The sequence below is a fragment of the Pseudomonas sp. R76 genome (genome assembly GCF_009834565.1).
Lineage (GTDB): Bacteria > Pseudomonadota > Gammaproteobacteria > Pseudomonadales > Pseudomonadaceae > Aquipseudomonas.
Map to the genome: position 1 here is coordinate 1,358,061 of NZ_CP019428.1, position 23,431 is coordinate 1,381,491.

The 23,431-nt window shown below is 48.8% G+C and carries 15 protein-coding genes and 6 pseudogenes; 11 read left to right on the forward strand and 10 right to left on the reverse strand.

From position 1 onward, the window contains the following. Positions 1-1,168 precede the first annotated feature (1,168 nt). Together ubiA and PspR76_RS06035 are read left to right on the forward strand one after the other, a co-directional pair. The gene (gene ubiA, locus PspR76_RS06030; protein ID WP_159954382.1) at positions 1,169-2,095 is read left to right on the forward strand and encodes a 4-hydroxybenzoate octaprenyltransferase; all 927 of its coding nucleotides are present in this window, start codon (positions 1,169-1,171) and stop codon (positions 2,093-2,095) included. A 378-nt stretch (positions 2,096-2,473) separates the two neighbouring features. After that, positions 2,474-2,713 (forward strand): hypothetical protein, encoded by a 240-nt coding sequence (locus PspR76_RS06035; protein ID WP_174245592.1) that lies wholly within the window; start codon positions 2,474-2,476, stop codon positions 2,711-2,713. Between the two features lie 1,117 nt (positions 2,714-3,830). Here the strand turns inward: PspR76_RS06035 and PspR76_RS06040 are convergent. Next, entirely contained in the window at positions 3,831-4,790 is a 960-nt protein-coding gene (locus PspR76_RS06040; RefSeq protein ID WP_159954383.1) for a DMT family transporter, read from the reverse strand. Between the two features lie 38 nt (positions 4,791-4,828). On the opposite strand from PspR76_RS06040, the gene PspR76_RS06045 reads away from it, so the two are divergent. Together PspR76_RS06045 and PspR76_RS06050 are read left to right on the forward strand one after the other, a co-directional pair. After that, positions 4,829-5,425, forward strand: a complete 597-nt coding sequence (locus tag PspR76_RS06045) for an Lrp/AsnC family transcriptional regulator (protein ID WP_236472885.1) — start codon at positions 4,829-4,831, stop codon at positions 5,423-5,425. A 656-nt stretch (positions 5,426-6,081) separates the two neighbouring features. After that, positions 6,082-6,969: an NAD(P)/FAD-dependent oxidoreductase gene (locus tag PspR76_RS06050; protein ID WP_159954384.1), complete on the forward strand. Its 888-nt coding sequence runs from the start codon at positions 6,082-6,084 to the stop codon at positions 6,967-6,969. A gap of 431 nt (positions 6,970-7,400) precedes the next feature. Here PspR76_RS06050 and PspR76_RS06055 read toward each other — a convergent pair whose 3' ends face one another. After that, on the reverse strand, positions 7,401-8,321 hold the full coding sequence (locus tag PspR76_RS06055) for a LysR family transcriptional regulator (protein WP_159954385.1): 921 nt from the start codon (positions 8,319-8,321) through the stop codon (positions 7,401-7,403). Between the two features lie 153 nt (positions 8,322-8,474). Here PspR76_RS06055 and PspR76_RS06060 point away from each other — a divergent pair, with 153 nt between their 5' ends. Next, positions 8,475-10,148, forward strand: a complete 1,674-nt coding sequence (locus PspR76_RS06060; RefSeq protein ID WP_159954386.1) for an alpha-keto acid decarboxylase family protein — start codon at positions 8,475-8,477, stop codon at positions 10,146-10,148. A 607-nt stretch (positions 10,149-10,755) separates the two neighbouring features. On the opposite strand, the pseudogene PspR76_RS06065 reads toward PspR76_RS06060, so the two are convergent. From PspR76_RS06065 to PspR76_RS06075, 3 genes and pseudogenes are all read right to left on the reverse strand, one after another. Further along, positions 10,756-11,426: pseudogene (locus PspR76_RS06065) on the reverse strand (IS66 family transposase zinc-finger binding domain-containing protein); the annotation flags it as partial. A gap of 61 nt (positions 11,427-11,487) precedes the next feature. Beyond that, on the reverse strand, positions 11,488-11,736 hold the full coding sequence (gene tnpB, locus PspR76_RS06070) for an IS66 family insertion sequence element accessory protein TnpB (RefSeq protein WP_159954387.1): 249 nt from the start codon (positions 11,734-11,736) through the stop codon (positions 11,488-11,490). A gap of 790 nt (positions 11,737-12,526) precedes the next feature. After that, a complete protein-coding gene (locus tag PspR76_RS06075; protein WP_159954388.1) occupies positions 12,527-12,976 on the reverse strand; it encodes a hypothetical protein in 450 nt (149 codons plus the stop codon). Between the two features lie 233 nt (positions 12,977-13,209). On the opposite strand from PspR76_RS06075, the pseudogene PspR76_RS06080 reads away from it, so the two are divergent. The 3 genes and pseudogenes from PspR76_RS06080 to PspR76_RS06090 all read left to right on the forward strand — a co-directional run. Next, positions 13,210-14,159: pseudogene (locus PspR76_RS06080) on the forward strand (IS3 family transposase); the annotation flags it as partial. After that, positions 14,152-15,528 carry an IS30 family transposase gene (locus tag PspR76_RS06085; protein WP_159954389.1) on the forward strand — a complete coding sequence of 459 codons (1,377 nt, stop codon included), beginning with the start codon at positions 14,152-14,154 and terminating at the stop codon, positions 15,526-15,528. The pseudogene PspR76_RS06080 and the gene PspR76_RS06085, both read left to right, overlap by 8 nt. Continuing rightward, positions 15,527-15,850: pseudogene (locus PspR76_RS06090) on the forward strand (integrase core domain-containing protein); the annotation flags it as partial. The gene PspR76_RS06085 and the pseudogene PspR76_RS06090, both read left to right, overlap by 2 nt. Here PspR76_RS06090 and tnpC read toward each other — a convergent pair. Beyond that, positions 15,754-16,768: pseudogene (gene tnpC, locus PspR76_RS06095) on the reverse strand (IS66 family transposase); the annotation flags it as partial. The pseudogenes PspR76_RS06090 and tnpC overlap by 97 nt on opposite strands. A gap of 756 nt (positions 16,769-17,524) precedes the next feature. Here tnpC and PspR76_RS06100 point away from each other — a divergent pair. Then, the gene (locus tag PspR76_RS06100) at positions 17,525-17,719 is read left to right on the forward strand and encodes a hypothetical protein (protein WP_159954390.1); all 195 of its coding nucleotides are present in this window, start codon (positions 17,525-17,527) and stop codon (positions 17,717-17,719) included. A gap of 387 nt (positions 17,720-18,106) precedes the next feature. On the opposite strand, the gene PspR76_RS06105 is transcribed toward PspR76_RS06100, so the two are convergent. After that, on the reverse strand, positions 18,107-18,340 hold the full coding sequence (locus PspR76_RS06105) for a DUF2188 domain-containing protein (protein WP_422631594.1): 234 nt from the start codon (positions 18,338-18,340) through the stop codon (positions 18,107-18,109). 276 nt (positions 18,341-18,616) lie between these two features. Here PspR76_RS06105 and PspR76_RS31195 point away from each other — a divergent pair. After that, positions 18,617-18,898, forward strand: a pseudogene (locus PspR76_RS31195) (AMP-binding protein); the annotation flags it as partial. 184 nt (positions 18,899-19,082) lie between these two features. On the opposite strand, the gene PspR76_RS06110 reads toward PspR76_RS31195, so the two are convergent. Continuing rightward, positions 19,083-20,357 (reverse strand): glycoside hydrolase family 68 protein, encoded by a 1,275-nt coding sequence (locus PspR76_RS06110; RefSeq protein WP_159954391.1) that lies wholly within the window; start codon positions 20,355-20,357, stop codon positions 19,083-19,085. A 530-nt stretch (positions 20,358-20,887) separates the two neighbouring features. On the opposite strand from PspR76_RS06110, the pseudogene PspR76_RS06115 reads away from it, so the two are divergent. Then, positions 20,888-21,139, forward strand: a pseudogene (locus tag PspR76_RS06115) (phosphate-starvation-inducible PsiE family protein); the annotation flags it as partial. Here the strand turns inward: PspR76_RS06115 and PspR76_RS06120 are convergent. Continuing rightward, a complete protein-coding gene (locus PspR76_RS06120; protein WP_159954393.1) occupies positions 21,136-21,450 on the reverse strand; it encodes a DUF3509 domain-containing protein in 315 nt (104 codons plus the stop codon). The pseudogene PspR76_RS06115 and the gene PspR76_RS06120 sit on opposite strands and share 4 nt — an antisense overlap. Positions 21,451-21,939: 489 nt before the next feature. Then, positions 21,940-23,316 carry an L-serine ammonia-lyase gene (locus PspR76_RS06125; RefSeq protein WP_159954394.1) on the reverse strand — a complete coding sequence of 459 codons (1,377 nt, stop codon included), beginning with the start codon at positions 23,314-23,316 and terminating at the stop codon, positions 21,940-21,942. Positions 23,317-23,431 lie beyond the last annotated feature (115 nt).

A 23,431-nucleotide genomic window follows, 5' to 3' on the forward strand; every position in this document is an offset into this window, starting at 1 on the left:
TGACCCTGTTTTAATTCTGATCTCCCCAAGCTTGTCGGTTATAAATGATGTCGCGTTAAAGCTTGAGTCAGGCACCTTATCGAAGTTATCGTATCTGTATAAAGGGTAGGGCACGTTTGGCCGAAGACCACCGGCAATTTGAAGTCTATACTAATCCTCAGTAGTACTTAAGTTTAGTGTGTTAGTACCTTTCTGTTGGATAGAAGAATTTTTAGGTTTTTTTCAGCAGGATCAGCACAAGGTATATCGAATATCTGAAGTGGTTTCACGAGTTGTAAAAATATTTCAGGCCATACCCTTAGAGAAATGGTTATCTCGTAGCATCATTATTAAATTTCTATTATCTATAGCTCGTCGTGGAAGCAGATTAAATATATACTATTATTTCATGTGCAAATTGCGGCAAAAGCATCTCGAGGATGATGCTTGTAAGAATTAATTTTTCTAAGGGGAAATCGAAGCGGCAATATCTGCAGCTCTTATTTAAAAAGAATTTCCGTTATTTTATAAGTGACTAAATCTTCTATCTAGTCAATCAGTTTTGCTAAGTCTTCGTGGGTGCAAACCTGAGTAGCCACACTTCTTTATGAATAGAGTATTCTGATTTTTTTGGGTATCAGGCTCTATAATTGTCTTTTGTGATATTGGTTGTTTATCATTTTTACTTGGGGTTGAGGGTTGCTCCGAACTCTATAGCTTTTTTATGGCCAACAAAAAAAATTATCTTCGATCATCAGAGGTCAACCCAGCATAGATCGAGCAGGAACTGCCTGAAAATCTAACTGAGATAAAACATTAGCTGGCTCGAATTAATAGCTCGCTTGAAAATAGAGTCGAGCAACTAACCTAGTTCGGTGCTTAGTACTTGTTTAATTAAAGACATTCAATGAGTGGTTAATAAAATGCTTGTGGAATTAAAAAAAAATTAGAGTATTAGATCAGTTTGCTTTAGTTGTATTTTCTTCATTTTGAGGGTTGATGAATATCCTGCATTCTGAGAATGTACATTATTCAATTGATTAATATTGCAAGTGCGGGTTTCATTGAGGGTGAAACGATTTTTTAGCGAAAATTATGCTTGTACCTTTTTAGGGGGATAAGCTTTGAAATTATTATCCATTGCGGTGTACTAGAACAAGCTCGAGGATCTAGAGTTGAGTTTAAAATTATGGATTTGAATAAGTTGAAACCTGATTTGGATTTGAGTGATATTCGCATCAACGATTTTGTATCTTGTTACCTTCCTTTATCTTGGCAACCATACGCGCGTCTAATGCGTGTAGATCGCCCTGTCGGAACTTGGTTGACACTGCTTCCAGCTTTGGCTTCATTGTTTATGAATGGCGGAACGCTACCTCATATTAAACAGGTTTTAGTATTTTCATTCGGAGCATTTTTAATGCGTAGCGCTGGCTGCGTCATCAACGACATAATTGATCAACGCTTCGACGCATCTGTCAATCGTACGCGTCACCGTCCCTTAGTCAACCGCACATTAAGCGTAAATAAAGCGGTCATTTGCCTGGTATTACTTCTGGCTATGGCTGCTTGCTTATTGTTCCTACTCAAACCCGCTACGGCTTTTCTGGCTTTAGGTTGCGTCCCCTTGATGTTTTTCTACCCGTTCTGCAAACGCTTCACTCACTGGCCACAAGCGTTGCTTGGAGCAACCTTTAACTGGGGCGTACTCATGGCAAGCGTCGAAGTCGCCGACAATATAACGTATTCTGCATTGTATCTGTGGGTTGGTTGTATCTTCTGGCAATTAGGGTACGACACACTTTATGCTTACAGCGATCGGTTAGACGACTTGCGGTTGGGCTTACGTTCTACTGCCGTGCTATTCGCTGAAGCCGGAAAAAAATGGATAGCTGGTTTTTACATATTAACAATATTTTTTTGGTTTATGGCAGCAATCGTCTCAGGTAGCTCTGTTTCTTTTTTGATTTTTCTAGTGCCAATATCAATGATTCTATTTTTTCAAACATCCCAATTTGATTTTAATGTTCCTGATAATTGTAATTTTCTTTTTAGATCTAATTCGCATGTAGGAACTCTGCTTTTAATCGGCGCGGCTTCGTCAGTTTTAAGTTAAATGGTATTTTGTATTCTTAGAGAATTTAGTAGTTGTTTTTATAGGTTTTTCAGCAGCTCAGCGAGGTTCCTTACTTAGCTAACTTGAAGACTGAGAGGTATTTTGATTTGGTTGCTTAACTTTTTAAATGTCGAAAGTGTTTTTTAGTTCATGTAGGTGGTCCGATAAGTGCTGAAAACTTGTAATGCTAGCAAAAAACTCTAACTTTCAGCTATTGAAGGATTTTGCTCCGACTTAATACATCTTTCATTCCATTTTTTATTTTAATCAAAGCGCATGCTTGGGTTTTTTGCGAGAGTTTAGCTAAAAAATAAATAAGTATTTGCAAAAAAATCAAGTGCCTGATATTTAGAGCCTGGCCAGTGCGAAGTATTAAAAATGAAGATTATGGGTGCTAAAATGCAACGGAAGAAAAAGGCCGCTGTGAAATGCTGGCTAAAGCTTTATACTGAGGTAGTAAGTGAGCAAGATATTGAGAGTCAGTACTTTAGGTTGCTGAGGATGGCTGATGATATGGAGAGTTCTGGAGTTATCAGTGGAGAGGAATGGAGAATGCTTGTTCGTCGAGCGGGTGAGTTAATTAGTAGTTCAGCTGATGAAATAAAGTTTGAAAGGTAACTTTTTATTGGTTTAATATTTTGCGAGTGTTAAGCAAATGAGTTGATAAAATGTCGCACGCGATTGGTTGAGATTTTTCTTTCGCAATTTTTATATTAGCTCTTTATGGCTTATGGTTTTTTGAAAAAGTTTTTATATTCATTTTCATGGGTGTTTTTTTGATTCTTGTAAACGATTTTATGGCGGTTTTTATCGTGATGTTTCTTTAAAGATTAACTTTTCAGGCCTCATTTGTTGTCGTTTATATTTTGGTTGTTAAGTATGTTTTAATTTTTAATCGCGGACTTGGTTTGGTTTTTTCAGCTTGCCGAAATAAAGGATGGCTTGGTAATGATGTTGGCAGTATACACAGCGCCATGCGAAAGGCGTTTTATTGTGAGATTATGATTTTGATTGCTGTATGGATTTTAGGTGGAGGATTTAAGTTGATCGGGTACCATAAGCCGTAAGTTGGTTTTTTTGATTTGCTGTTTTTGGCCAAGGTATTAATTATTATGAGTAGGTTTTTATTATGGGGCGGCGTTGGCTTGTAGTTACATTTATGCTGGCTATTTCTTGGTTGTCTTTTTTTGTGCTTTACATGTGTAGATCCTGATTTTTGATATTTTTATATTTGTTCTAGTGTGTGTTAGAGTATTTCAGTGAGCGCGTACTATGTTATCAGTTAAATTGTCAAGTATTACTTGGCGAATTAAGATGATTCGATCAATTCAAACTATCGGGAAACAAATAGACGCGGCAAGTCATTGGTGAGCACATAGCATTATACCTTTTTAATCGCAGATTATATTGGTGTGTGTTAGTTAGTGATTCGTTTGACGCGCACCAGCTTTGCTGGCACGGCAAAGTCATTTAGTATGAAAGAATTGGCTCAAGATTAGAAAGCGATTTTGATTGCTGTCGGAATAGACATGTATTTTTTGTGAGGGGCGAGCTGGCTAATGCGCTCACACCCTCTCCAATATCTTCGTAGCATTATGATATATGTGGCGCAACCTCCGTGAGTACCGAAATGAGCTTTCAGTAGTTCATGTGTAGCCGCTGTTGGGACAGAATTTGTACGCACAAAATATTGCTTGATTAGCAACGAGTCCGATTCGTACAACATCCTACGCGATTAAGTCTTCGTTTTCATCGTAGTTCGGCCCTGCCGAGATGCAGCCAATATTGTCATCAGCATGCCTGCAAGAATGAATGAAAGCCCGATACTGAACCACAGGCTCAACCTTTCGCTCAAGAAAATGACTGAAGCGGTTATACCTATCAGTGGTACGCCCAGCGTGAAGTTTGACATCGCAAACGTACTGATCCTGCGTCCATGTTCAGCTGATATTACGAAGCAGGCGGATGTGGCAATTGGCCCAATGAAAAAAAGCAACTCAAGGAGGCGGCTGTTAACCTCAACGTTATTTGGAACACCCTCGATTGTGTAGGCGGCAATTGTGAGCGGTATGGTGGCTAACGCCATCTGCCAGGGCGCGAGCTGCAGCGGGGATGCCTGCCACTTATGACTCTTAATGTGAAGGATTGCCACCGACCAGGCAATTGCACCGGTAATGAGGAAGCATGCTCCCATCACTGCGCCTGGGGTCGACCAGTTCATCTCCATCGGGGAGCAAATGACGCCGATGCCAATCATTCCGAGTGCAAGGGCAATGAGCTGAATACGGGTTGGCTGAATTTTTTGAAGCACCCATCCTGAAATTAAGCCCCACAGAGGTGTCGTGTAGGCTAAGAGCGTTGCGCGACTTGTATCCACATGCGTCATGGCCACCATTCCTAACCCCGTAAAGACGGTCATCTGCAACAAGCCGATGCTAATGACTATCGGCCAATCAGCTCTGGGTGGGAACTTCAGTTTCCCTCGTAAGGCAACGAATACGAACAGACAAACGGATGCACTTCCGAACCGAAATGCCGAAAGCCATATCGGCGCAACCTCAGTTAGAGCCAATTTCGTAACAGGCCAACTGATTCCCCACAGAAGCACCATGACGCACAGCCAGACAATTGTGGCCGCTCCTTTGTGAATACGTGAACGGTAGGCTGTAGAAGAAGGTTCGTTTTGGGCTTGCATGATCACATCCTTCGGCGGTAGAAATTAGTGCTAAGAATGTGGATAGTTTGTCCTTGTTTTCACAAAATTTCTCTCCTGATTTTATTTCTAATATGATATTTTCAGGATATTATTTTCTGATTTATTTTAATTTAGGGATAAAAATACCTTTGAAGAAGCCTAGCTTAGACGCTTCAAGCCTTGCCATCCTAGATGCTCTTCAAGCCAATGCGGAGTTGAGTAACGCGGATTTGGCTGAATTGGTCGGTATCTCAACGTCCCCGTGCTGGCGACGCGTCTCTGACCTAAAGCAACAGGGTGTGTTGAGAGGCGCGGTTGCTCTTGTGGATCCCTTGAAGCTTGGATTAGCGGTCAACGTCTTTGTGCACGTAACGCTGAAGCAACAAGACAAGGAGTCATTGGAGGTTTTCACCAATGCTATTCAGAAGCGCCCGGAGGTCATGGAATGCTACCTTATGAGTGGAGAAGCTGACTTCATGCTTCGGGTCGTGATAGAGGATCTGCTGAAGTACCAAACGCTGCTGCTTGAGTGCCTTACTCAGATCGCCAGTGTCGCGAGCATCAGGTCTAGCTTTGCATTGAGTCAGGTTAAATACACCACGGCGCTGCCAACGGATCATTTGAGACGAAAGTGACCTCGCATGACGCTATTAATAATTTCTGCAATCGTGACGGTAAGTTGTATTTTAGGCTGCCTTGATTTCAACTGATGCTGGGCTGAGCTAAAAACGCAGGCCCGGCTATGTATCTCGCCTGACAGTTACTCCGTTCTGCGATTTTAAGCTCTGATGGAAGCGCATTTATCTCGCATATCTGGCTACGCCAATTGGCCGGTTTTGCCGCCTAAAGAATTTCTTTCAAGACTATGCTCTTGAACCCGTTATTCTGTTTTGGGGCGGTTCGTACCATTCGGACTCCTTCTAGAACTTCGGGAAAAAATATATAATATCGTCCTCACTGGCTTTTTGAGGACCTAGGCCTAGTGTACAGCTGAGCGGTTACTCCTACCTTTTTCAGCTGTCGGTCAGATGAGCGGCGGGGTGCGTAGTATCTCGCAGATCCTTTTAAATGCGATCTAGCACTGCCTCCAATTTTTTCTCAGCTACATTTGCCCCCCTCCTACTAAGCAATCCCCTGTGCAATTAAGAACCTTATGGACAAGCGCTAAACGACTTAACCAGATATATATAGTCAAATAGCAATAGCTACGAGATTGTTGATATCTAAATTTCTCGTAACTTACGTTGTGTCTAGTTTTTTAGACCGCTTAAACATTTGGAGGGATTGATTCATGATTTATGACGTGATCATCGTAGGCGGGAGCTACTCCGGAATTTCAGCAGGCTTGCAGCTAGCACGGGCGCGCCGCCAAGTTTTGATCATTGATGCTGCCCGGCGACGCAACCGATTCGCCAGCCACTCACGTGGATTTCTAGGACGGGACGGCCAAGATCCCGGCGTGATAGGCAGCGATGCACAAGCCCAACTTCTCGCTTATCCAACTGCCCATTGGGATTCCCAGCCGGTCACTCGTGCCAGTACGAGCGATGCGGGCTTAATGGTTACCGTCGAGAACGGTGAACAATTCACAGCTCGGCGTTTGGTGCTCGCAACAGGAGTTGTGGATGAGCTACCAGAGAATCCGGGTCTGTCGGAGCGATGGGGGCGACGAGTATTTCATTGTCCGTATTGCCACGGATATGAGCTAGATGGCGGGCCAATTGGAGTATTGGCAACATCGCCACTGGCTATCCACCATGCGCTGATGCTGCCCGACTGGGGACCAACCATCTTTTTACTAAACGGGCTTTTCGAGCCGGATGCCGATCAGATGGGGCGCCTTGCGAGGCGTGGGGTAACGGTAATCGCCGAGCCCGTGTTGTCGCTCGGCGGAGAACACGCCGATGTGACACTCTGCAGCGCTAAAGTGATTAAATTAGCCGGATTATTCACACAGCCTTGGACCCACATGAGTAGCCCATTGGGAGCCCAATTGGGCTGCGAATTTGAAGTTGGGCCTACAGGTGATTTCATCAAGGTCGATGGGATGCGCGAAGCCAGCGTGCTTGGAGTATTTGCATGCGGTGATGCAGCGTTAGGCGCAGGCAATGTAGCGACCGTAGTAGGGGACGGCGCACTCACCCGAGTTGCGGCACATCAGTCGCTGATCTTTCGCTGAATTGTGCGGGGGTGGAGATATGAAGATTTTGCACGATACTAAATATTCGCGTGTATCGCATGCTGCGTGTACCATGCACAGCCTTCGCCTGTGGATTCTTCCTCGGATGCGTACTTAGCTATCTATGAAGCCACAGACCGACTGTTTTTCACAAAGTCGGCCTTGATCACCCAATAATTAGAAGATGATATTGGAAATCTGCCTTCTGTTAAGCCCGGCAACACATTGACCCCAAGCAATCCTTATAATTGGAAGCGATCAGTTGATCAAGAATGTCAGCATTCGTATTGGGTACCTGTGCGCTTCTTGAGCAGAACATTTCTGCAAAGGATGAAGAGCTTAACGTAACGGACAGTAGGCTCAATAAAGCCCATGTCTCTACCAATGTAACGATTGGCTGGCCACGGCCAAACTTAAAGCCCTATCCTGAATCAGCTGACCAGTACAGAGTCTACCCCTGCTTGACTTTCAATATTAAAGAGCTTTTTAGCAAAACCCATAAAAGCCGCGCCCTCCTTTGATAGGGCTTTGTCTTTTCGTCTGATAAGCGCTAAGGAATAAAATGGAATGGCCCCATGCAGTTTTATAAATTTCACCGCATTCTGACCTAACTCATGACACGCTGACTCAGGCATAAGTGCCACACACTCCCCGGAAGAGACTACGGAAAAGATAAGATCAACGTGATTGCTTTTCAATGTCACGTTAGGTGTGAAACCTTCTTCAGCACATAAACCTTTTATATATTCGTATATTTTATAATCTTCCGAAAAAGAAATGAAGTTATAATTTTCCAATTCAGCAATCGACACCCATTCGTGTCCTGATAATTGATGATCCGCAGAAACGACCAAGTTCAGTCTGTCCTCGAAAAAAGGTAGGATATCGAATACATCCTCATCGACTGGTAACATCACGGCTGCAATATCTATGTCCATATCAGCAACTGCTCGTTCCAACAAGCACGAGCCACTTTCAAATATTTTGATTTCAACAAGTGGATGAGCCACCTTGAAGTCATTGATGATATCAACAAAAAATGACGAGCTTGTGGTAGATGGCAGCCCTAAGCGCAATATACCCTGAAAATGATGGGCAAGCGTATTGAATTTGAACTTTATGGTTTTCATTTCGTTTAAGATGTTGATTGAGTGCGCATACAGTTCGCGGCCGGCAGCCGTCGCCTCAACCCCTCTTGATGTTCTCTTAAGAAGCTCGGTCCCAAGTTCCCCCTCCAAGGCTCTAATTGATTTACTAATCGCAGGCTGGGTAACGTGCAGCACCTCCGAAGCTCGAATAAAGCTATTTCGACGCACAACTTCAACGAAAAATTCAAGAGCCCTTATATTCATATTTTTCTCGCCTATAACCAATGGTTATTCACCTATAAGATAATTTCACTTCCTTTCCCTTCTACAGGTGCATAAAAATAGCACAGGCGAGATAGTTTTAATACCCTCAAACTTCACGAAGCACGAATACCAACCTCATAATAGGGACTTACGATGTCATCAAAACTGACTGTCGCAAACCACTTGATCAACCGCCTATCTGAAATCGGTATACGGCACGTTTTTGGTGTGCCGGGTGATTATAATCTCGAACTTCTTGACCATATCGTTTCACATCCTGATGTCATCTGGGTGGGTAATACGAATGAACTCAATGCGGCTTACGCGGCCGATGGTTACGCACGCCAATCTGGCGTCGCAGCCTTAGTTACAACCTATGGTGTAGGTGAATTAAGTGCGATCAATGGCATAGCCGGTTCGTACGCAGAATACGTGCCGGTGCTCCAGATCGTCGGCAGCCCCCTTGAAAAAACTATAGAGAACAGGGAATTGGCTCACCACACTTTGGGGGATGGCGTATTCAATCACTTTTCTACTTGCGCTGAACAGGTGACTGTCGCCCAGACAAAATTGACAGCTGAAAATGCACTGCATGAAATCGATAGGGTTTTGGACGCTCTATTAACTGAGAAAAGGCCTGGTTACATAGAGTTACCTTTAAGTGTCGTCAATAAGCAGATAGTCGGAGAGATAAAACCGTATAAACTGAAAGAGCCTATCGCCGATACCTCGCAACTCAAGGCCCTTACTGAGCATTTGGACAGATTACTGACTTCAGTCAAGCGGCCAGTACTTTTAGCCGGTTTCCTGATGGAGCGGTTCGGCCTAATTCCGGAGGTTCGCGCACTTTTAGAAGAACACAAATTACCCAACGCTTCACTCTTTATGGGTAAGGGCGTATTGGATGAAAAACAAAAAAGTTATATAGGAAACTATTCAGGTGGAGCGAGCGACCCTTTATTACTACAGGCGTTAGACAATGCAGATATTGTCCTGTCCTTGGGTGTCAGGTATACCGACAATATTACCGCAAGCTTTAGTCACTTACCCGATCCCAAACATTTAGTCGATTTCCAGCCATACTCCGTGTTCGTGCACGGTGTAGAGTACAAGAACATACCTTTAAAGGAGTCCCTTAAAATACTGACTCAACTCATTGCTCGATGTAAACCAGGATCGTTCAAAATTCCAGCGACAAATTCCTCCGCGGTAAAAGCCATAAATAAACACACCGAGGTACCTATAACCCAGCACACTTTCTGGCAGAAAATTCAGTCATTCATCGAGGATGGAGATCTTATCATCGCCGAGCAAGGAACCTCTTTCTTTGGTTCCGTTACTCTACAAATTGGCCCTCGATCGTCCTTTATCGGTCAGCCTCTATGGGGCTCTATTGGTTACACCTTGCCTGCGACTTTCGGTGCAATGACCGCAAATCCCGCCCGACGGACACTATTATTCATTGGTGACGGCTCTGCATTACTGACCGTGCAAGAACTGAGTAGTCTTTTACGTGACGGCCATGCACCTATAATCTTTCTAATCAATAACAACGGGTATACCGTTGAACGGGCTATCCATGGGGAGCATCAATACTACAACGATATTCCACCTGTCGACTGGTCACTCATTCCTCACGCTTTTGGTATGATAAACAAACCCATAACCTATAGCGTGCGCAATAGCAAAGAACTGGCTGCTGCACTTCGCCATGCCGAAAAACCAACGGTCATGCAGTTCATCGAGGTGCATCTCGGCATGATGGACTTGCCACCTCAACTAAAAGCAGTTTCCGATGGTATCGCTGCTAAAAACTCAATCTCATGAAACGACATTCCAAATTGATAATCATGACTCCTGTTAATACTTCCTGATTCTTAAGAGGGTCTGAATGAAAGCTCATACAGTTTATCTGGATCGACGCGAGCTGGGCATCGCCTGAAGTAGAACGCGATTTTTTCGGATAATGACTCATCACGCTTTCAAAAAATGCCAGCCTTGTAAAATCGATCAAAGTTTTTCGTGCTCCATGCCTTTGGGCTGCTCCGAGCGCCTCGTAGCAGCCATTTTCCACGTTAAGGGGCAGTTCTCCTGTGCTGAAGAGCAAATGTCGACGCGTCATCGTAAGCGTTTAGGCAACACAACTTAAATAGGCCTTTGCGTCATTCGGTTTCGATGATAGCTTGGTGCTCTATGCTTCTCGACTTACCTAAGGATTAGTTGAAACAGGAAGAGGTGTGACGGCATTAGAGTAGATAAATCTTGTCATGTAGTTCTGCGATTCCGTGAAACGCTGGAGAACTGGCATTTGAGCAACCATTTGCAGGGCTATAACTGATCAAGGGCAGTGTGGAACCAGATGAGTCAACCGACTTGGGTGCCGTACGCGAGCTGATAGAGGAGGCTGAAGTTGCACACCGTTCTGTCCGACCTATTGCGCCAGCGATGAGAGGGCAATCGCCTGCCCGGCCCGACCAAAAATCTTCTCTCGCCGATACAGCGGTAAATGGTCGGCAAACTACGCCACCATCAAATGGGCCAACAGACCTGCGGTCGGGATGACCTTGTCGATCACTTGGGCCGGTACAGGCGCCTGGATTAGTGTTTCGCACTGGCCGCAGGCCCATTTTCCACACACATGCTGTTCGACGGTGAACACTCCGGGTGTGCAATCGAGCTTCTCGCTGACGTCTTCGCCAATGCGCTGAGGTTGGCAACCGCAGACGCACTGGGTGCTTTCTAGCTCGTACGGATCACTGTACGTGGTAACTGCGGTGGCAGCGGTGCACGCTTGGGTTTCTGACCTAGCTCATCCGGGGTAAGTGACGGATTGACCGCCTTCAACTCGGCCTCGATGGCCGCGATATCAGTGCCGAGCAGGTAGTCGAGCAAGCTACCTTAGTCAGGGCTAAGCTGTTCGCTGCGCTTGGCGACTTTGTGTTGCTTGAGGATGGCGATCTCAAGAGCGAGTTGCTCGTTGACCATTTGAAGGCGGTGGATTTTCTGGCCCATCAAGTCGACCTGGTGCAGCAACTGCAAGGCTTTTTCGACCAAGGCACGTAGCTGTTCTGGTGTCATTTGATCGAGCTTTGGCGAGGAAGTCATGTCGTTGATTGTGCCAGAGCCTAGAGTCAGCAACGATAAACCGATGTGCCAATGGCAGGCGTTACAACAATGTGATCAAGCCCCCAGCACCGACCCTTTGCCATGGCAAGCCCAGTACCAAAGCCTGAAGTTGCTCGTTATCGAGTTCGAACTCCGAACCTTGCCGAATGCCGGGCCAATCAAACCTGCCGTGATTCAATCGTCGCGCCGCCAACCGGATACCCACGCCGTCATATACCAGAACTTTAATTCGATTGGCGCGGCGATTGGCGAACAGATAAGCGCAATGCGGCTTCGCCGCACCGAACACGGCAATGACCCGCGGCTAACGCCGTTTCGGTGCCGGCGCGCATGTCCACCGGTTCGGTGGAGAGTGAGAGCGCATCGATTCGAATCGCTGCAACTGGTTTTGCAAAAAGGAGGCACAGGCAGCAGCTTTTTTTGGTCGGCCAGTTCACTCAGACTGTGCCACGCGAGTGCTAGATTCCAACGCAGATGCTCGATGAAGCAGCCTGGGAATGGCCTCCGGCGAACTGCAAAGGTAGCGGAGTGAAAGCAGGTTGCAGCTCCGTGACTTCGTTCGTTTGTACCCTAGTCCATTTATGGACGAGGTTCTAGTTGATGCTTTGGTGCTGCGCGACGCTGGCAATTGAAGCGCCGCTCTGAGCGCACTCTTGGAATAGCTGGGCCTTGAGGTATTTAAAATAGGATCGGGGTTATGGCTGCATTGAAAAACCGCTTAAAAGGCTTGAAATGGTGCGTGCCTAAACTAGTTGCGCACCATCGCCTTTAGCGTCGGGGTCAGGAAGGTGAGTTGGCCGGACGGTTACGTTGTTCGAAAATGTAATCCCTGATTTCATTCATGCGCATTAAGAATAACTTCATGCCGAGGCGTTGGGTGTGTGGGCTTCACTTTTGTTCAGGCCCACATGCATGCAGCTGCTTAGCTCGGAACTGTGTCGCCAGCCAAGCATAAACAGTGTGCGTTCGATCGTAACCGTCCGGCCAAGTCACCTACCCAACTCGTAAAGCCAGACACAGCGTATACTTAAGTCAGCGCACACCGCTTCACGCCCTGTAAGAATGTCATTGACGAAGCCTCAAGCCGTTGTGCTGACTATTGAACCGGTAGATGCTTTATCTTCGGCATTGAGTGCAATCAATAGTGCCGAAGTCATGGTCTGTAATTCGGCAGAGGTAGCTGCAATCTGCGTTTGAGCAGCCGCCACAGCCACTGCCTTAGCCTCTGCACTTTGGCTGCTAGCCTGTGCTTTCTGCAAAGCTTGCTGCTGCTCTTGGAGTAGCTTTTGCAATTGCTCGATCTGTTTCTTCAACTCTTTTACAATATCGGATTGCTGCTTAACTGATGTGGCTTGACCGTCACCTGCAGTGCCGGCACCTTTAGCTTCGGCGGGCGAGCTGACAGTCTTACCACTGGTGCTATTGGTCGTGTTAGCCTCCGCCGGGGTCGCACTGCTTGGGCTGCTTGGGCTGCTTGGGCTGCTTGGGCTGCTTGGTATGGAGGAAGAATTGCTAGCATTGATAAGCATGCGAAAATCCTGTCACATTAGAGTATTGGCTTTATCGGCCTGTACTTGGATTTCTTTAGATGTTTTTGATCGTCTGGCTAACCATCCCTGCTTTTTGTTGGTAAGCCTCTGAGAAGTGGGCCTTGCATAGCTTAGCGGACGCCCGCTTATGCGGTAGCAACGCCGTAATTGTAGTGGTCTAATGAAACCGGACACCCATTTAGGCGAGAATGCTCGCCAGATCGAGGTGTCAGATGACCAAACAACGCCGCTCCTTTACTCCAGAATTCAAACGCGAGGCTGCCGACCTCGTGCTCAAGCAAAACTACAGCTACATCGAAGCCAGCCGTTCACTCGGTATTGGCGAGTCAGCGTTGCGCCGCTGGGTTGACCAGGTTCAGAAAGAGCGCCAAGGCATCACTCCGCAGAGCAAGGCGTTGACCCCAGAACAGCAGAAAATTCAGGAGCTGGAAGCACGGATCGCCGGGCTTGAACGGGAAAAATCGATATTAAAAAAGGCTACCGCGCTCTTGATGTCGGAAGATCACGAGCGTACGCGCTGATCAATCAGTTGAGCGTCCATGAGCCAGTTGATTGGCTGTGCAAGTTGTTTGAAGTGACTCGTTCGTGCTACTACGCCCAGCGCCTTAGGCGCCGCACGCCCGATGTTGAACGGCTTAGGTTGCGCAGCCCGGTGAGCGAGTTGTTCACGCAAAGTCGTAGCGCTGCCGGGAGCCGCAGCATCTTTTCGCTGATGCGTGAAGACGGTGAGCAGCTCGGTCGATTCAAAGTACGCAGCTTGATGCGCGAGCTTGATTTAGTCAGTAAACAACCCGGCTCACATGCCTACAAACGAGCGACAGTAGAAAGACTCGATATTCCGAATACCTTGAACCGTGAGTTTGATGTGCCAGGCCCGAATCAAGTCTGGTGCGGCGAAATCACCTATATTTGGGCTCAAGGAAAGTGGCATTACCTGGCTGTCGTTCTGGATCTGTGTACGCGTCGGATCGTGGGCTGGGCACTGTCGGAAAAACCAGACGCTGAGCTGGTGATCAAAGCGCTGGATATGGCTTAGGAGCAGCGTGGCAGGCCTTCGGATCTGCTATTCCACTCGGACCAGGGATCGCAAGGCGGATTCAACCGGTCGTCGCAACACCTTGTTCGAGGTGTTTATGGGACGACCCGCAGGATGGATGCAAAAATTGACGGGCCGGGGAGCGATGCGTTCTCCAGGTGCGCCCTCACTTCGTAATGAGATCGAGCGGCTATTTTGGGTGCAGATTGCAACAGGCATCACAAGCGAAAAGGCAGCACATGCCGTTGGCGTATCAACAGCGGTAGGTACACGCTGGTTCCGTCATCGCGGCGGGATGCCATTATTCATGTCGAATCACATATCAGGACGATACTTATCGTTTGCAGAGCGAGAAGAGATTGGGCTGCTTCGAGCGCAAAGTATTGGCGTTCGTGAGATCGCCCGTCGCCTTGGACGAAGCCCATCGACAATTTCACGGGAGCTGACACGAAATGCTGCTACCCGTTGCGGTCGGCTTGAATATCGAGCGTCAGTAGCGCAATGGAAGGCAGAACTGGTGGCCAAGAGACCGAAACCAGCGAAATTGGTCACTAACCCGCGACTGCACCAGTACGTACGCGACCGCCTTGAGGGCAAGGTTCAAGACGCCGATGGTCGTGAGATTTCTGGGCCTCGGCAAGCACCCTTCAAAGGCCGAAATAAACCGCATCGCAGTGACCGTAAATGGGTCAATGGCTGGTCGCCTGAACAAATTGCCAACCGGCTCCAGATCGATTTTCCGGATGATGAATCCATGCGCATCTCTCATGAAGCCATATATCAGGCGCTCTACATTCAGGGTCGAGGAGCTCTCAAGCGCGAACTGGTGAGCTGCCTGCGCTCAGGACGCGCATTGCGCGTGCCGAGAGCCAGAGCGCAGGCCAAAGTGTGGGCACATGTCAGCGAGGACGTCATGATCTCCAGTCGCCCTGCTGAGGTAGAAGATCGGGCTGTACCCGGGCATTGGGAGGGCGACCTGATCATCGGTCTGAACCGGTCTGCGATTGGAACTCTGGTCGAGCGCTCAACTCGATTTACCATGCTCGTCCATCTGCCTCGCGAGAAAGGTTATGGGCTAATTCCCCGCACGAAGAACGGCCCGGCGCTGGCTGGCTATGGGGCTGTTAGTATGGCCAACGCATTGAAGAAGACGGTGACTGATCTTCCCATCGAGCTGTGGCGATCTTTGACCTGGGATCGTGGAAAGGAGCTGTCGGATCACGCTCGATTTACCATCGAGTCCGGAGTAAAGGTTTTCTTTGCTGATCCACATAGTCCATGGCAGCGCGGTACAAACGAAAATACGAACGGCCTTCTACGGCAATACTTCCCGAAAGGCACTGACCTCTCTCGTTGGAGTGCCCAAGAATTACAGGCGGTAGCTCACGTACTTAACACTAGACCTCGAAAAACACTCGGCTGGAAAACACCTGCCGAAGCACTCAATGAGTATCTAAAGTCTGTACAACAATCCAGTGTTGCGACGACCGGTTGAATCCGCCCAATATGCAAGCCGAATCTTTCGCCAGCGGTTGTGGCGATACCGCATGCGCCACAGCATGAGTCGACGAGGAAACTGCTGGGATAACGCACCGATGGAGCGCTTATTTCGCAGCTTGAAAACGGAATGGATACCGACCGTGGGCTATCGAACTGCGCAGGAAGCAAAGCGCGATATCAGCCATTTTTTGATGCATCGGTACAACTGGATTCGGCCTCATCAATTCAACGATGGGTTGGCACCAGCCCGGGCCGAAGAAAAACTTAACGTCGTGTCCGGGATTAGTTGTCCACTACAAATCTTACTCGCTTGCTGAGTCGGCAGGCGAGTCAAAAAGTCTTTCAGATTGACATATGGATGGTGCCTGTTCGTCTGTGCGGAGTGGGTTAAACTCATGATCGCTGCCGCCTGTTTGCCGCTGCGTAGCGATCCTGCAAATAGCTAGTTCTTGCGTCCAAGAGATCACTGTCGGATATGATTCTCGACCCAATTGTCGTCGACGGGTACGGCCCCGTCATCAAGGTCGCTCGATTGCGCTTCCGATCGTTTCAAGCTGTAATACGGGGCTATGCTGATGGCCGAACCTTCAGGCACGAGATCGGGATGGCCGATCATCCAGGCATGCAGCCTTGCCATAAACGGTGCGGCTTTTTGTTGCTGTATTCGGTGCAGTGAATATGGCTCCAGGTCGCGGACTTTACTCTTTATTTCGTAAAGCAATTGGATATAGCGAAGAGCTTGTTCGACGAGCTTGCTTTTGTTGGTGGCAGGCAGTACGAAGAACTTGCTCCGGTCCTGAGCAATGCAGCCGATTTCCGTCCCGCCGAGCTTGAAGCTGGCTTTGTAAATACCAAAATCGTTGCAGACCAGCTTGCCTTTCCAACCATTCAGGAAGTTACAAGCATGCTTACATGCCCTCCTGGTGCCGAAAGCGCATACAATAGCAGCTGTTTCGCAGAACTGGTTGGTGGCGTACGCCCAAACATAAGAGCGGTTGGTTTTCTTCAAGTCCGCAGCGAGCTTTTGTACCGGTCTTTCTTCCGCGTGCACGAACTATTGCCCGGTCACAACGCTACGCAGGGCATGTACTAAGGGCTGCAACTGCACGCCTGTCATGCCAACCCACTGGGCCAGTTTCGAATGCGGAACCACCAAATCCGCACGACCGGAAATCGATTCCTTGAAGGTAAAGCGGAATATGAACAGCAAACTTCGCTATCACAACGTTTGCAAGGCCCCGGCAGTCCGCATGCTCTCTAGGTTCTCTAATCTTTCTTTTATGTGATAATTTTCTAACTGTAATTTTTGTTTGTGATTTTCCTTGGTTTCATTATTGCCCATCATGTTTTTTGCAAAGCGCTCGCCGAGTGCCAAATTTCCTCTTAATTATTTTGCGGTTTTTCTGTTTCCTGAATTATTAATGCTTCAGGTATTTCGTTTTTCCTAAAGACTCTTTATATAAGCTGACCAATGTTATCCACAAGGGCGTGCTCATATTTTATAAATATTTTTTGATTAGGATCGGTGCTGTGCGATGTATATACAGTTTTAAAGTGCTTAATAATATAAAGTAAGATTATTGCCGTAAAGTAATAACGGATTCTGTTATTGCTTTTTCGAGTTTTTTAAGATTGTTGCCGCAGGAATGTTAATAGTAGTGGTTTTGCCGTGAGCCAATGTTATGCATAAAGAACATTGATTCACCACACTGACCTCACTAGGTATTTTGACGAAAGATATTGACATGACCAACACATGATCGACCTACACGGTTTTTACCTTACTTTTCTGCATGGCCTGCCTTGCCTTTTCGATAAGTTTATAGCTCATGATTTTTGGGTAATAGTTTTCGATAAATTTATCTAAATGCATTTTTGCATTGATATTAGTACTATGAATACATAAATGCTAAAATATATATGGTTTCAAAAATTTATTTTACGCTATTCTGCTTTCATCGCACTTTAGGCGTTTTTTGATTTATTTAATAGTGAAAGTAACTCGCTGTAGTCGCAACGAGCCAGATCAGAGGTTTTACGCACGATATTCTAATTCTAAAGAAAAAATAATTAAAGCTTTTGGTGTTGAATTGTCAGGAGTAACGCCAGAGGATAACATTGGAATTATTTTAATTGGTAATGATGTAATTGGTGCTGTTCTTGCTGATCATGATTTAAATGATTAGCAAAAGCAGTTAAAAAGGCCATTTTATTATCGGCCTTTCTACGCCAGTAACATTGTTGTGATTTAACGATGAAATATTAAATTATTCTGGTGTCACTAAAGCGTTGGCTTTTCGTGAGGTTACCTATAACAATGGTACTAAAGAATTAAACTGTTATTTACCAGCTTGAGGGGGCGGGATAGATCAACATTGGAGCCAGCTTTAAAAGCTAAATCTGAATATGTCACTGATGCGTTAGATAGGATTAAAAATGAGGCAGAACTAAAAAAGGTAGAAAAGCCTGTCGCAAGAGCGGAACTTAAAATATCATGATTAAAATTATTTGTCACAGGAGAACTTTTAGGCTCTTTTTTGTTTTTAGGAAAGCCTAGTATTGGGCTTTCTCATTTAGAATCTCTTAATCTTTAGATTTGAACGGGTTAGCGCTACGTGGGTACGTGCTTTCTTCCTGAATGGTCCCATCTTCCTTATTGTTTTCAGGGAGGCGGTTTTGCCTTCTAAAGAATCGATCGCTAGCTTGATGATTTCTGCCTTTTTATCAGCAGTCTTCGACGCCGGTTCAGCACCTTGCTTCTTGATAATCCAATGGTTGCCAGACTTTGTGATGTGGTAGTCATCCATGAAACCTCCTATTTTTGAGTTCAATCATTCGACGCATATCAGCAGTGATCGTTTGTTTTATTTTGCCGTAGTCCTTCCGCGGGGCTTCCCCAAGCTCGTCAAGACGCTCATGGAGGTTGTGTATGTTCCACATGGTCGCGCCTTTCATCTCTTTCACCTCTTCTTTAAATAGTGGCACGGACAGCAGCATCAACGTAAGATTAAGTCAAATCTGAGGATACAACCTGTAGGCACCAGTAAGCGATCAGGACGCGATGGTATGATTTGTTTCAGGAGTCTGAAGACTTACTGCACCGTGCGTATCAGGTTGGCTTGTCGGTTTTTGAAGGTACGTTTTTTCTGTATGCGCATTGGTAGTGTGCCTCAATCGCCCCGGCTTGTGCCCCCCGACCACTGCCCCATGTAGAAGTGCGGTTGGCTGGTTACGGTAAAGTGCTGATCAAGGGCTCGACGCTGCTCTGTTATCTAGGGGAAGGCCCCTTCGCGAATTAATGGTGGCCGAGCGGAGATCTGGGCGAGCTCGACCAGGAGAGTTTTCTTTATCTCAAGTGCCGCAAGTAGCATCAATTAATCACCAGTTACTGGCTACATCCTTGTAGCCAGTTCTGAAGGTTAGTTTCTATGCGTTGTTTCAGATGGGGTCCGAACAAAGTCGCAGCGAGTCAGGCAGGATATCTTGGTCATATCCGCAACGATCTTTTCATCGAACTTAAACCCGCTGCCTGAAAGCGGTGGGTTGCCATTACTTGAGCGTGACGTCGAGCATCGGTGGGATGTAACCGTAGTCATACTCGGCGACCACGAACGTCTGGTGCCCTTTGATCTTAATCCCCACAGTCGGTGCCTCAGTGCCGCCGATACGAATCTGCGTACCGGCTTCGTCGGTCCTTACGCTGTCAATGAATGAGGTCACCAACCCGTTGGGCATCACACAGTGCGAGTAGGTCTGGAGCGGCTGGGAAGACGGGTTACCCAGTACCAGGCCTGAACCGTTCAAGGGCACGTAAGGGCCGAAAAGCGAATCTGCGACAAAACCGTACACCCCGTCCGGCCCAGTTACCCCGTCGCCATAGGTGAAGGTGTGGCTGATGGTGAACAGGTAGTACTTGCCGTCTTGGAACACGAAGTGCGGGCGTTCGGTCTGGTCGTTGACGCCTACCGCGGTCAGCAGCGGCGGCAGCATTTCCCAGTCGTCGCCGTCTTCGTCACGGGCCACGGCGATGCCGACACAAGCGGTCTGGAAGCGCGAGTTACCAACGTCCTCATAACCTGGCGGCACGTCGCCGATTTCTGCATCACCGACCTTGTGGGAACCGCGCTCGCCGGCGACGTTGCCCTCGAACAGCATGTACAGCTTGCCGTCCCTCGGATCGCGGAACGGCCATGGATCGCGGAAGCCCCAGAAGGCGTTTTGCGCTTCGGTCTGGTACAGCTTGCCGTCGGCCTCGAACAGCGACTTGACCTTCTCGAAGCCCACCAGGCTGACGCCATGCTCGGTGGTCACCACGCGACCACGCACCTTGACGATGGTTGAGCCCGGCGTAACAGCGGTGTAGTACAGATCCAAGTCGCCTTGCTCGCTCAACAGGATCGGCGTGCCGGCCCATTCGCGAACGGTCGGCGAAACACCTTCAGCCATCACCCGGCCGCCGAGTTTCCAGTCCTTGCCGGTGCGAGAGAACCAGTAGTACATCTTTGCCCGGCCATGGCGGTCGCTCCAGTCGCGGGTGATGTCGTAGTTACCATTTTGGTCGAGGTATTGTGGATCGTTCGGGTGACGATCCGCAGTCAGGGTAAAGATCACAGACCAGCCATCGACAGAGATAATGTTTCCGTTGATATCACGCAGCGGCATTGTGTCCCAGATAAACACCTCGTCGCTCAGTACAGGGAAGTTCGCACTGACCAATGGCTGTGTAGTAGTAGGATCGTCCGTGCGGACTTTCAGCGCGTCCGCTCGCGTCCAGAGGCTGGGTTGATGTGGTGTTTTACCAAATTTATGAGTATCGCTTTTCATAGGGAAAAACCTCGTTTATGAAGAAATTCAATTAGATGCTGACGAAATATACTGTATATATATACAGCTTATTGACTGTAGAGGTGCTGTCCTTCCGGGTCAAGGGGGGGGGAATGCATTTATGCATAATTGATTTTTTGGTGAACCTGATGCGTTTCAGCTTGCGATGGTTCTAGAGGTTTTTTGTCGGAAAGATCAGCGACGTTACCTGTATGATGCTGGGTGGACGCCGTTAGTCGCATCGATCAACGCCGTCTAACCGTGCAAGGAGTTTGCTGCGATGGCATGGAGGTGCCCACGAAAAAATGTACGGATTTATTTACCGTTCACGCTTTCGCAAAAAACAATTGAATTCCTCCTTTTGAACGATTTTGTTGAACAAGTCCGCTTCGATTTCCACTGTAGAAAAATACGCGCCTGAGATTGAAATCTAGATTTTTTCAGTAGGTTCCAGATCCGGATTTCACGTAGCAACGTGCGAAAGAGGTCATTTCACCCATGAGTATTCGAGCTTTTTTCGTCAAGCCGACAAGACCAACCACATGCCGGTGCGCTTCCTGATCTACGTGGCGATCACCGCGCTGACGCGCCTGTTGATCTCCAACGTGTCCCACCACAACCCGCCGGACATCGGCATCATCTACCTGTGCGGTGGCATTCTGCTGTTGGCGTTCTCGATTCTGGTGGTGCGCTACGCGTCGTCGGCGTTCCCGTCGGTTAAAGTCGAAGGCCCGCGTCGCAAGGGCGAGGCGAGCCTGGAAACCGAGAAGGGCGAGCTTTAAAGCCCGACGCTGAAGGGCAGGGTGCGGGCGGGCGGCCGCTGCAGGAGTTTATGGTCGCCGTCCGTCATCACCGCCAGGATCTCCATGGCGCTGTGGCCCTGCTCGATGGCGATGCCGAATTGAATGCTTTGCACCAGCCGTTTGAGCCGTTGCGGGTCATTGCGCTGTTCGGCGCTGATCATGCGTTTGGCAACCACGCCCTCCTCATTGGAGAGGGTGAGCATGATGCTGCCATCCAGCCGCTGGATGCTCAGGTTAACCCGGTATTTTGGGCTGAAGGTGTCGGTGATGATCTGAAAAGGATTGTCCATGGTGCGTTACCGCCTGATAAGAACATGCAGTCATTGACGACCGGTGTCGGGATTAGTTCGCGTTGCCTGACCACCGGCCACTCCATCGCTGAGGTTTTCACAAGGTCCGTTTTCCTCAATAGCTGTACAGCAAGGGGCGTGCCGTACAGCGGCTTTCCTGCCATTGAGGTCTGAATGTGGGAGCGGGCTTGCTCGCGAAAGCGGTGTATCAGCCAATAGATACTCGGCTGAAAGACCGCATTCGCGAGCAAGCCCGCTCCCACCTTTGTTTTGTGCTGTGCTTGAGGTCAGTGAGCTATTTCAGGGCACTGCCGAGAAAACGATCGCAGACAGCGCAATCAGCCCGATCACCACCACAAACACATTCGACAGCTGGCCCGAGTACTGGCGCAGGGCAGGCACGCGGCGGATCGCGTACATCGGTCATCGATATGGCCTCGTTATTATTTTTGCGCGGGCTCAGGTTCAGGACGGGGTGCAGTGTTCCGATCAGCACTCCACCCAGCTGACCGCCAGGCCGCCCCGTGAAGTTTCTTTGTATTTGTCATGCATGTCGGCGCCGGTATCGCGCATGGTGCGGATCACGCGGTCGAGGGAAATGAAGTGTTTGCCGTCACCGCGCAGGGCCATTTGCGTGGCGTTGATCGCCTTGACCGCCGCGATGGCGTTGCGCTCGATGCACGGCACTTGCACCAGGCCGCCGACCGGGTCGCAGGTCAGGCCGAGGTTGTGTTCCAGGCCGATTTCGGCGGCGTTTTCGAGCTGCTCCGGGGTGGCGCCGAGGATATCGGCCAGGCCGGCAGCGGCCATTGCGCAGGCCGAACCGACTTCGCCCTGGCAACCGACTTCGGCGCCGGAGATCGAGGCGTTTTTCTTGCAGAGGATGCCGACGGCGGCGGCAGCCAGGAAGAAATTGACCACGTCATCGTCAGGCGCGTCGGCGTTGAACTTCATGTAGTAGTGCAGCACCGCCGGGATGATCCCCGCCGCGCCATTGGTCGGAGCAGTGACCATGCGTCCGCCGGCAGCGTTCTCTTCGTTGACGGCGAGGGCGAACAGGTTGACCCATTCCATGGCCGACAAGGTCGAGGTGATGACATTGGGCTTGCCGATTTCCAACAGGCTGCGGTGCAGTTTCGCCGCGCGGCGTGGCACATCAAGGCCGCCTGGCAAGATGCCTTCATCGCGCAGGCCTTGCTCCACGCATTCGCGCATCACCGACCAGATATGCAGCAAACCGCTGCGGATTTCCTCGTCACTGCGCCACGCGCGTTCGTTGGCCATCATCAGTTCGGAAACCCGCAGGCCATGCTTGTTGCACAAGGCCAGCAGTTCGACGGCGCTGGAAAAGTCGTAGGGCAATTCAACATCGCTGGTCGGCGCAATGCCGGAGGCCGCCTCGGCCGCTTCGATGATGAAACCGCCGCCTACCGAGTAATAGGTTTGTTCGCTCAGCAGGCCATTGTCGCCATAAGCGTGCAGGGACATGGCGTTGGGGTGGTAGGGCAGGCTTTCGTCCAGCAGCAGGAGGTCGGTGTGCCAGTTGAAGGCAATGGCCTGCGTGCCTGCGAGCAACAGTTGGCCGGATTCGCGCAATTGTTGGATGCGCGCGTTGATCGAGGTGGGGTCGACCTTGTCCGGCCATTCGCCCATCAAGCCCATCACGCAGGCGCGGTCGGTGGCGTGGCCGATGCCGGTGGCGGACAGCGAGCCGTACAGGCGCACTTCGACACGGCGTGTGTCGCTCAGCAATTCCTCGTCGGTGAGGGCCTGGGCGAAGGTCGCCGCTGCACGCATCGGACCGACGGTGTGGGAGCTGGATGGGCCGATGCCCACTTTGAATAGATCGAAAACACTGATAGCCATGCTAAAGCCTTACAAGCAATGGAGTAGGAATCGCTGCCATGTTTTGTAGAGCAGGCGGAATTGGCGCGATACTGAGCCTCTGGATCGGCACTGACCAACGAATTATCCTAAGACA

Coding starts and splice junctions, on each gene's coding strand:
- PspR76_RS06060 (WP_159954386.1), top strand. CDS start 8,475: ATGTCATCAAAACTGACTGTCGCAAACCACTTGATCAACCGCCTATCT.
- PspR76_RS06035 (WP_174245592.1), top strand. CDS start 2,474: ATGAAGATTATGGGTGCTAAAATGCAACGGAAGAAAAAGGCCGCTGTG.
- PspR76_RS06050 (WP_159954384.1), top strand. CDS start 6,082: ATGATTTATGACGTGATCATCGTAGGCGGGAGCTACTCCGGAATTTCA.
- PspR76_RS06105 (WP_422631594.1), bottom strand. CDS start 18,340: ATGGATGACTACCACATCACAAAGTCTGGCAACCATTGGATTATCAAG.
- PspR76_RS06120 (WP_159954393.1), bottom strand. CDS start 21,450: ATGGACAATCCTTTTCAGATCATCACCGACACCTTCAGCCCAAAATAC.
- PspR76_RS06055 (WP_159954385.1), bottom strand. CDS start 8,321: ATGAATATAAGGGCTCTTGAATTTTTCGTTGAAGTTGTGCGTCGAAAT.
- PspR76_RS06075 (WP_159954388.1), bottom strand. CDS start 12,976: ATGCTTATCAATGCTAGCAATTCTTCCTCCATACCAAGCAGCCCAAGC.
- PspR76_RS06125 (WP_159954394.1), bottom strand. CDS start 23,316: ATGGCTATCAGTGTTTTCGATCTATTCAAAGTGGGCATCGGCCCATCC.
- PspR76_RS06085 (WP_159954389.1), top strand. CDS start 14,152: ATGCAAAAATTGACGGGCCGGGGAGCGATGCGTTCTCCAGGTGCGCCC.
- ubiA (WP_159954382.1), top strand. CDS start 1,169: ATGGATTTGAATAAGTTGAAACCTGATTTGGATTTGAGTGATATTCGC.
- PspR76_RS06110 (WP_159954391.1), bottom strand. CDS start 20,357: ATGAAAAGCGATACTCATAAATTTGGTAAAACACCACATCAACCCAGC.
- PspR76_RS06040 (WP_159954383.1), bottom strand. CDS start 4,790: ATGCAAGCCCAAAACGAACCTTCTTCTACAGCCTACCGTTCACGTATT.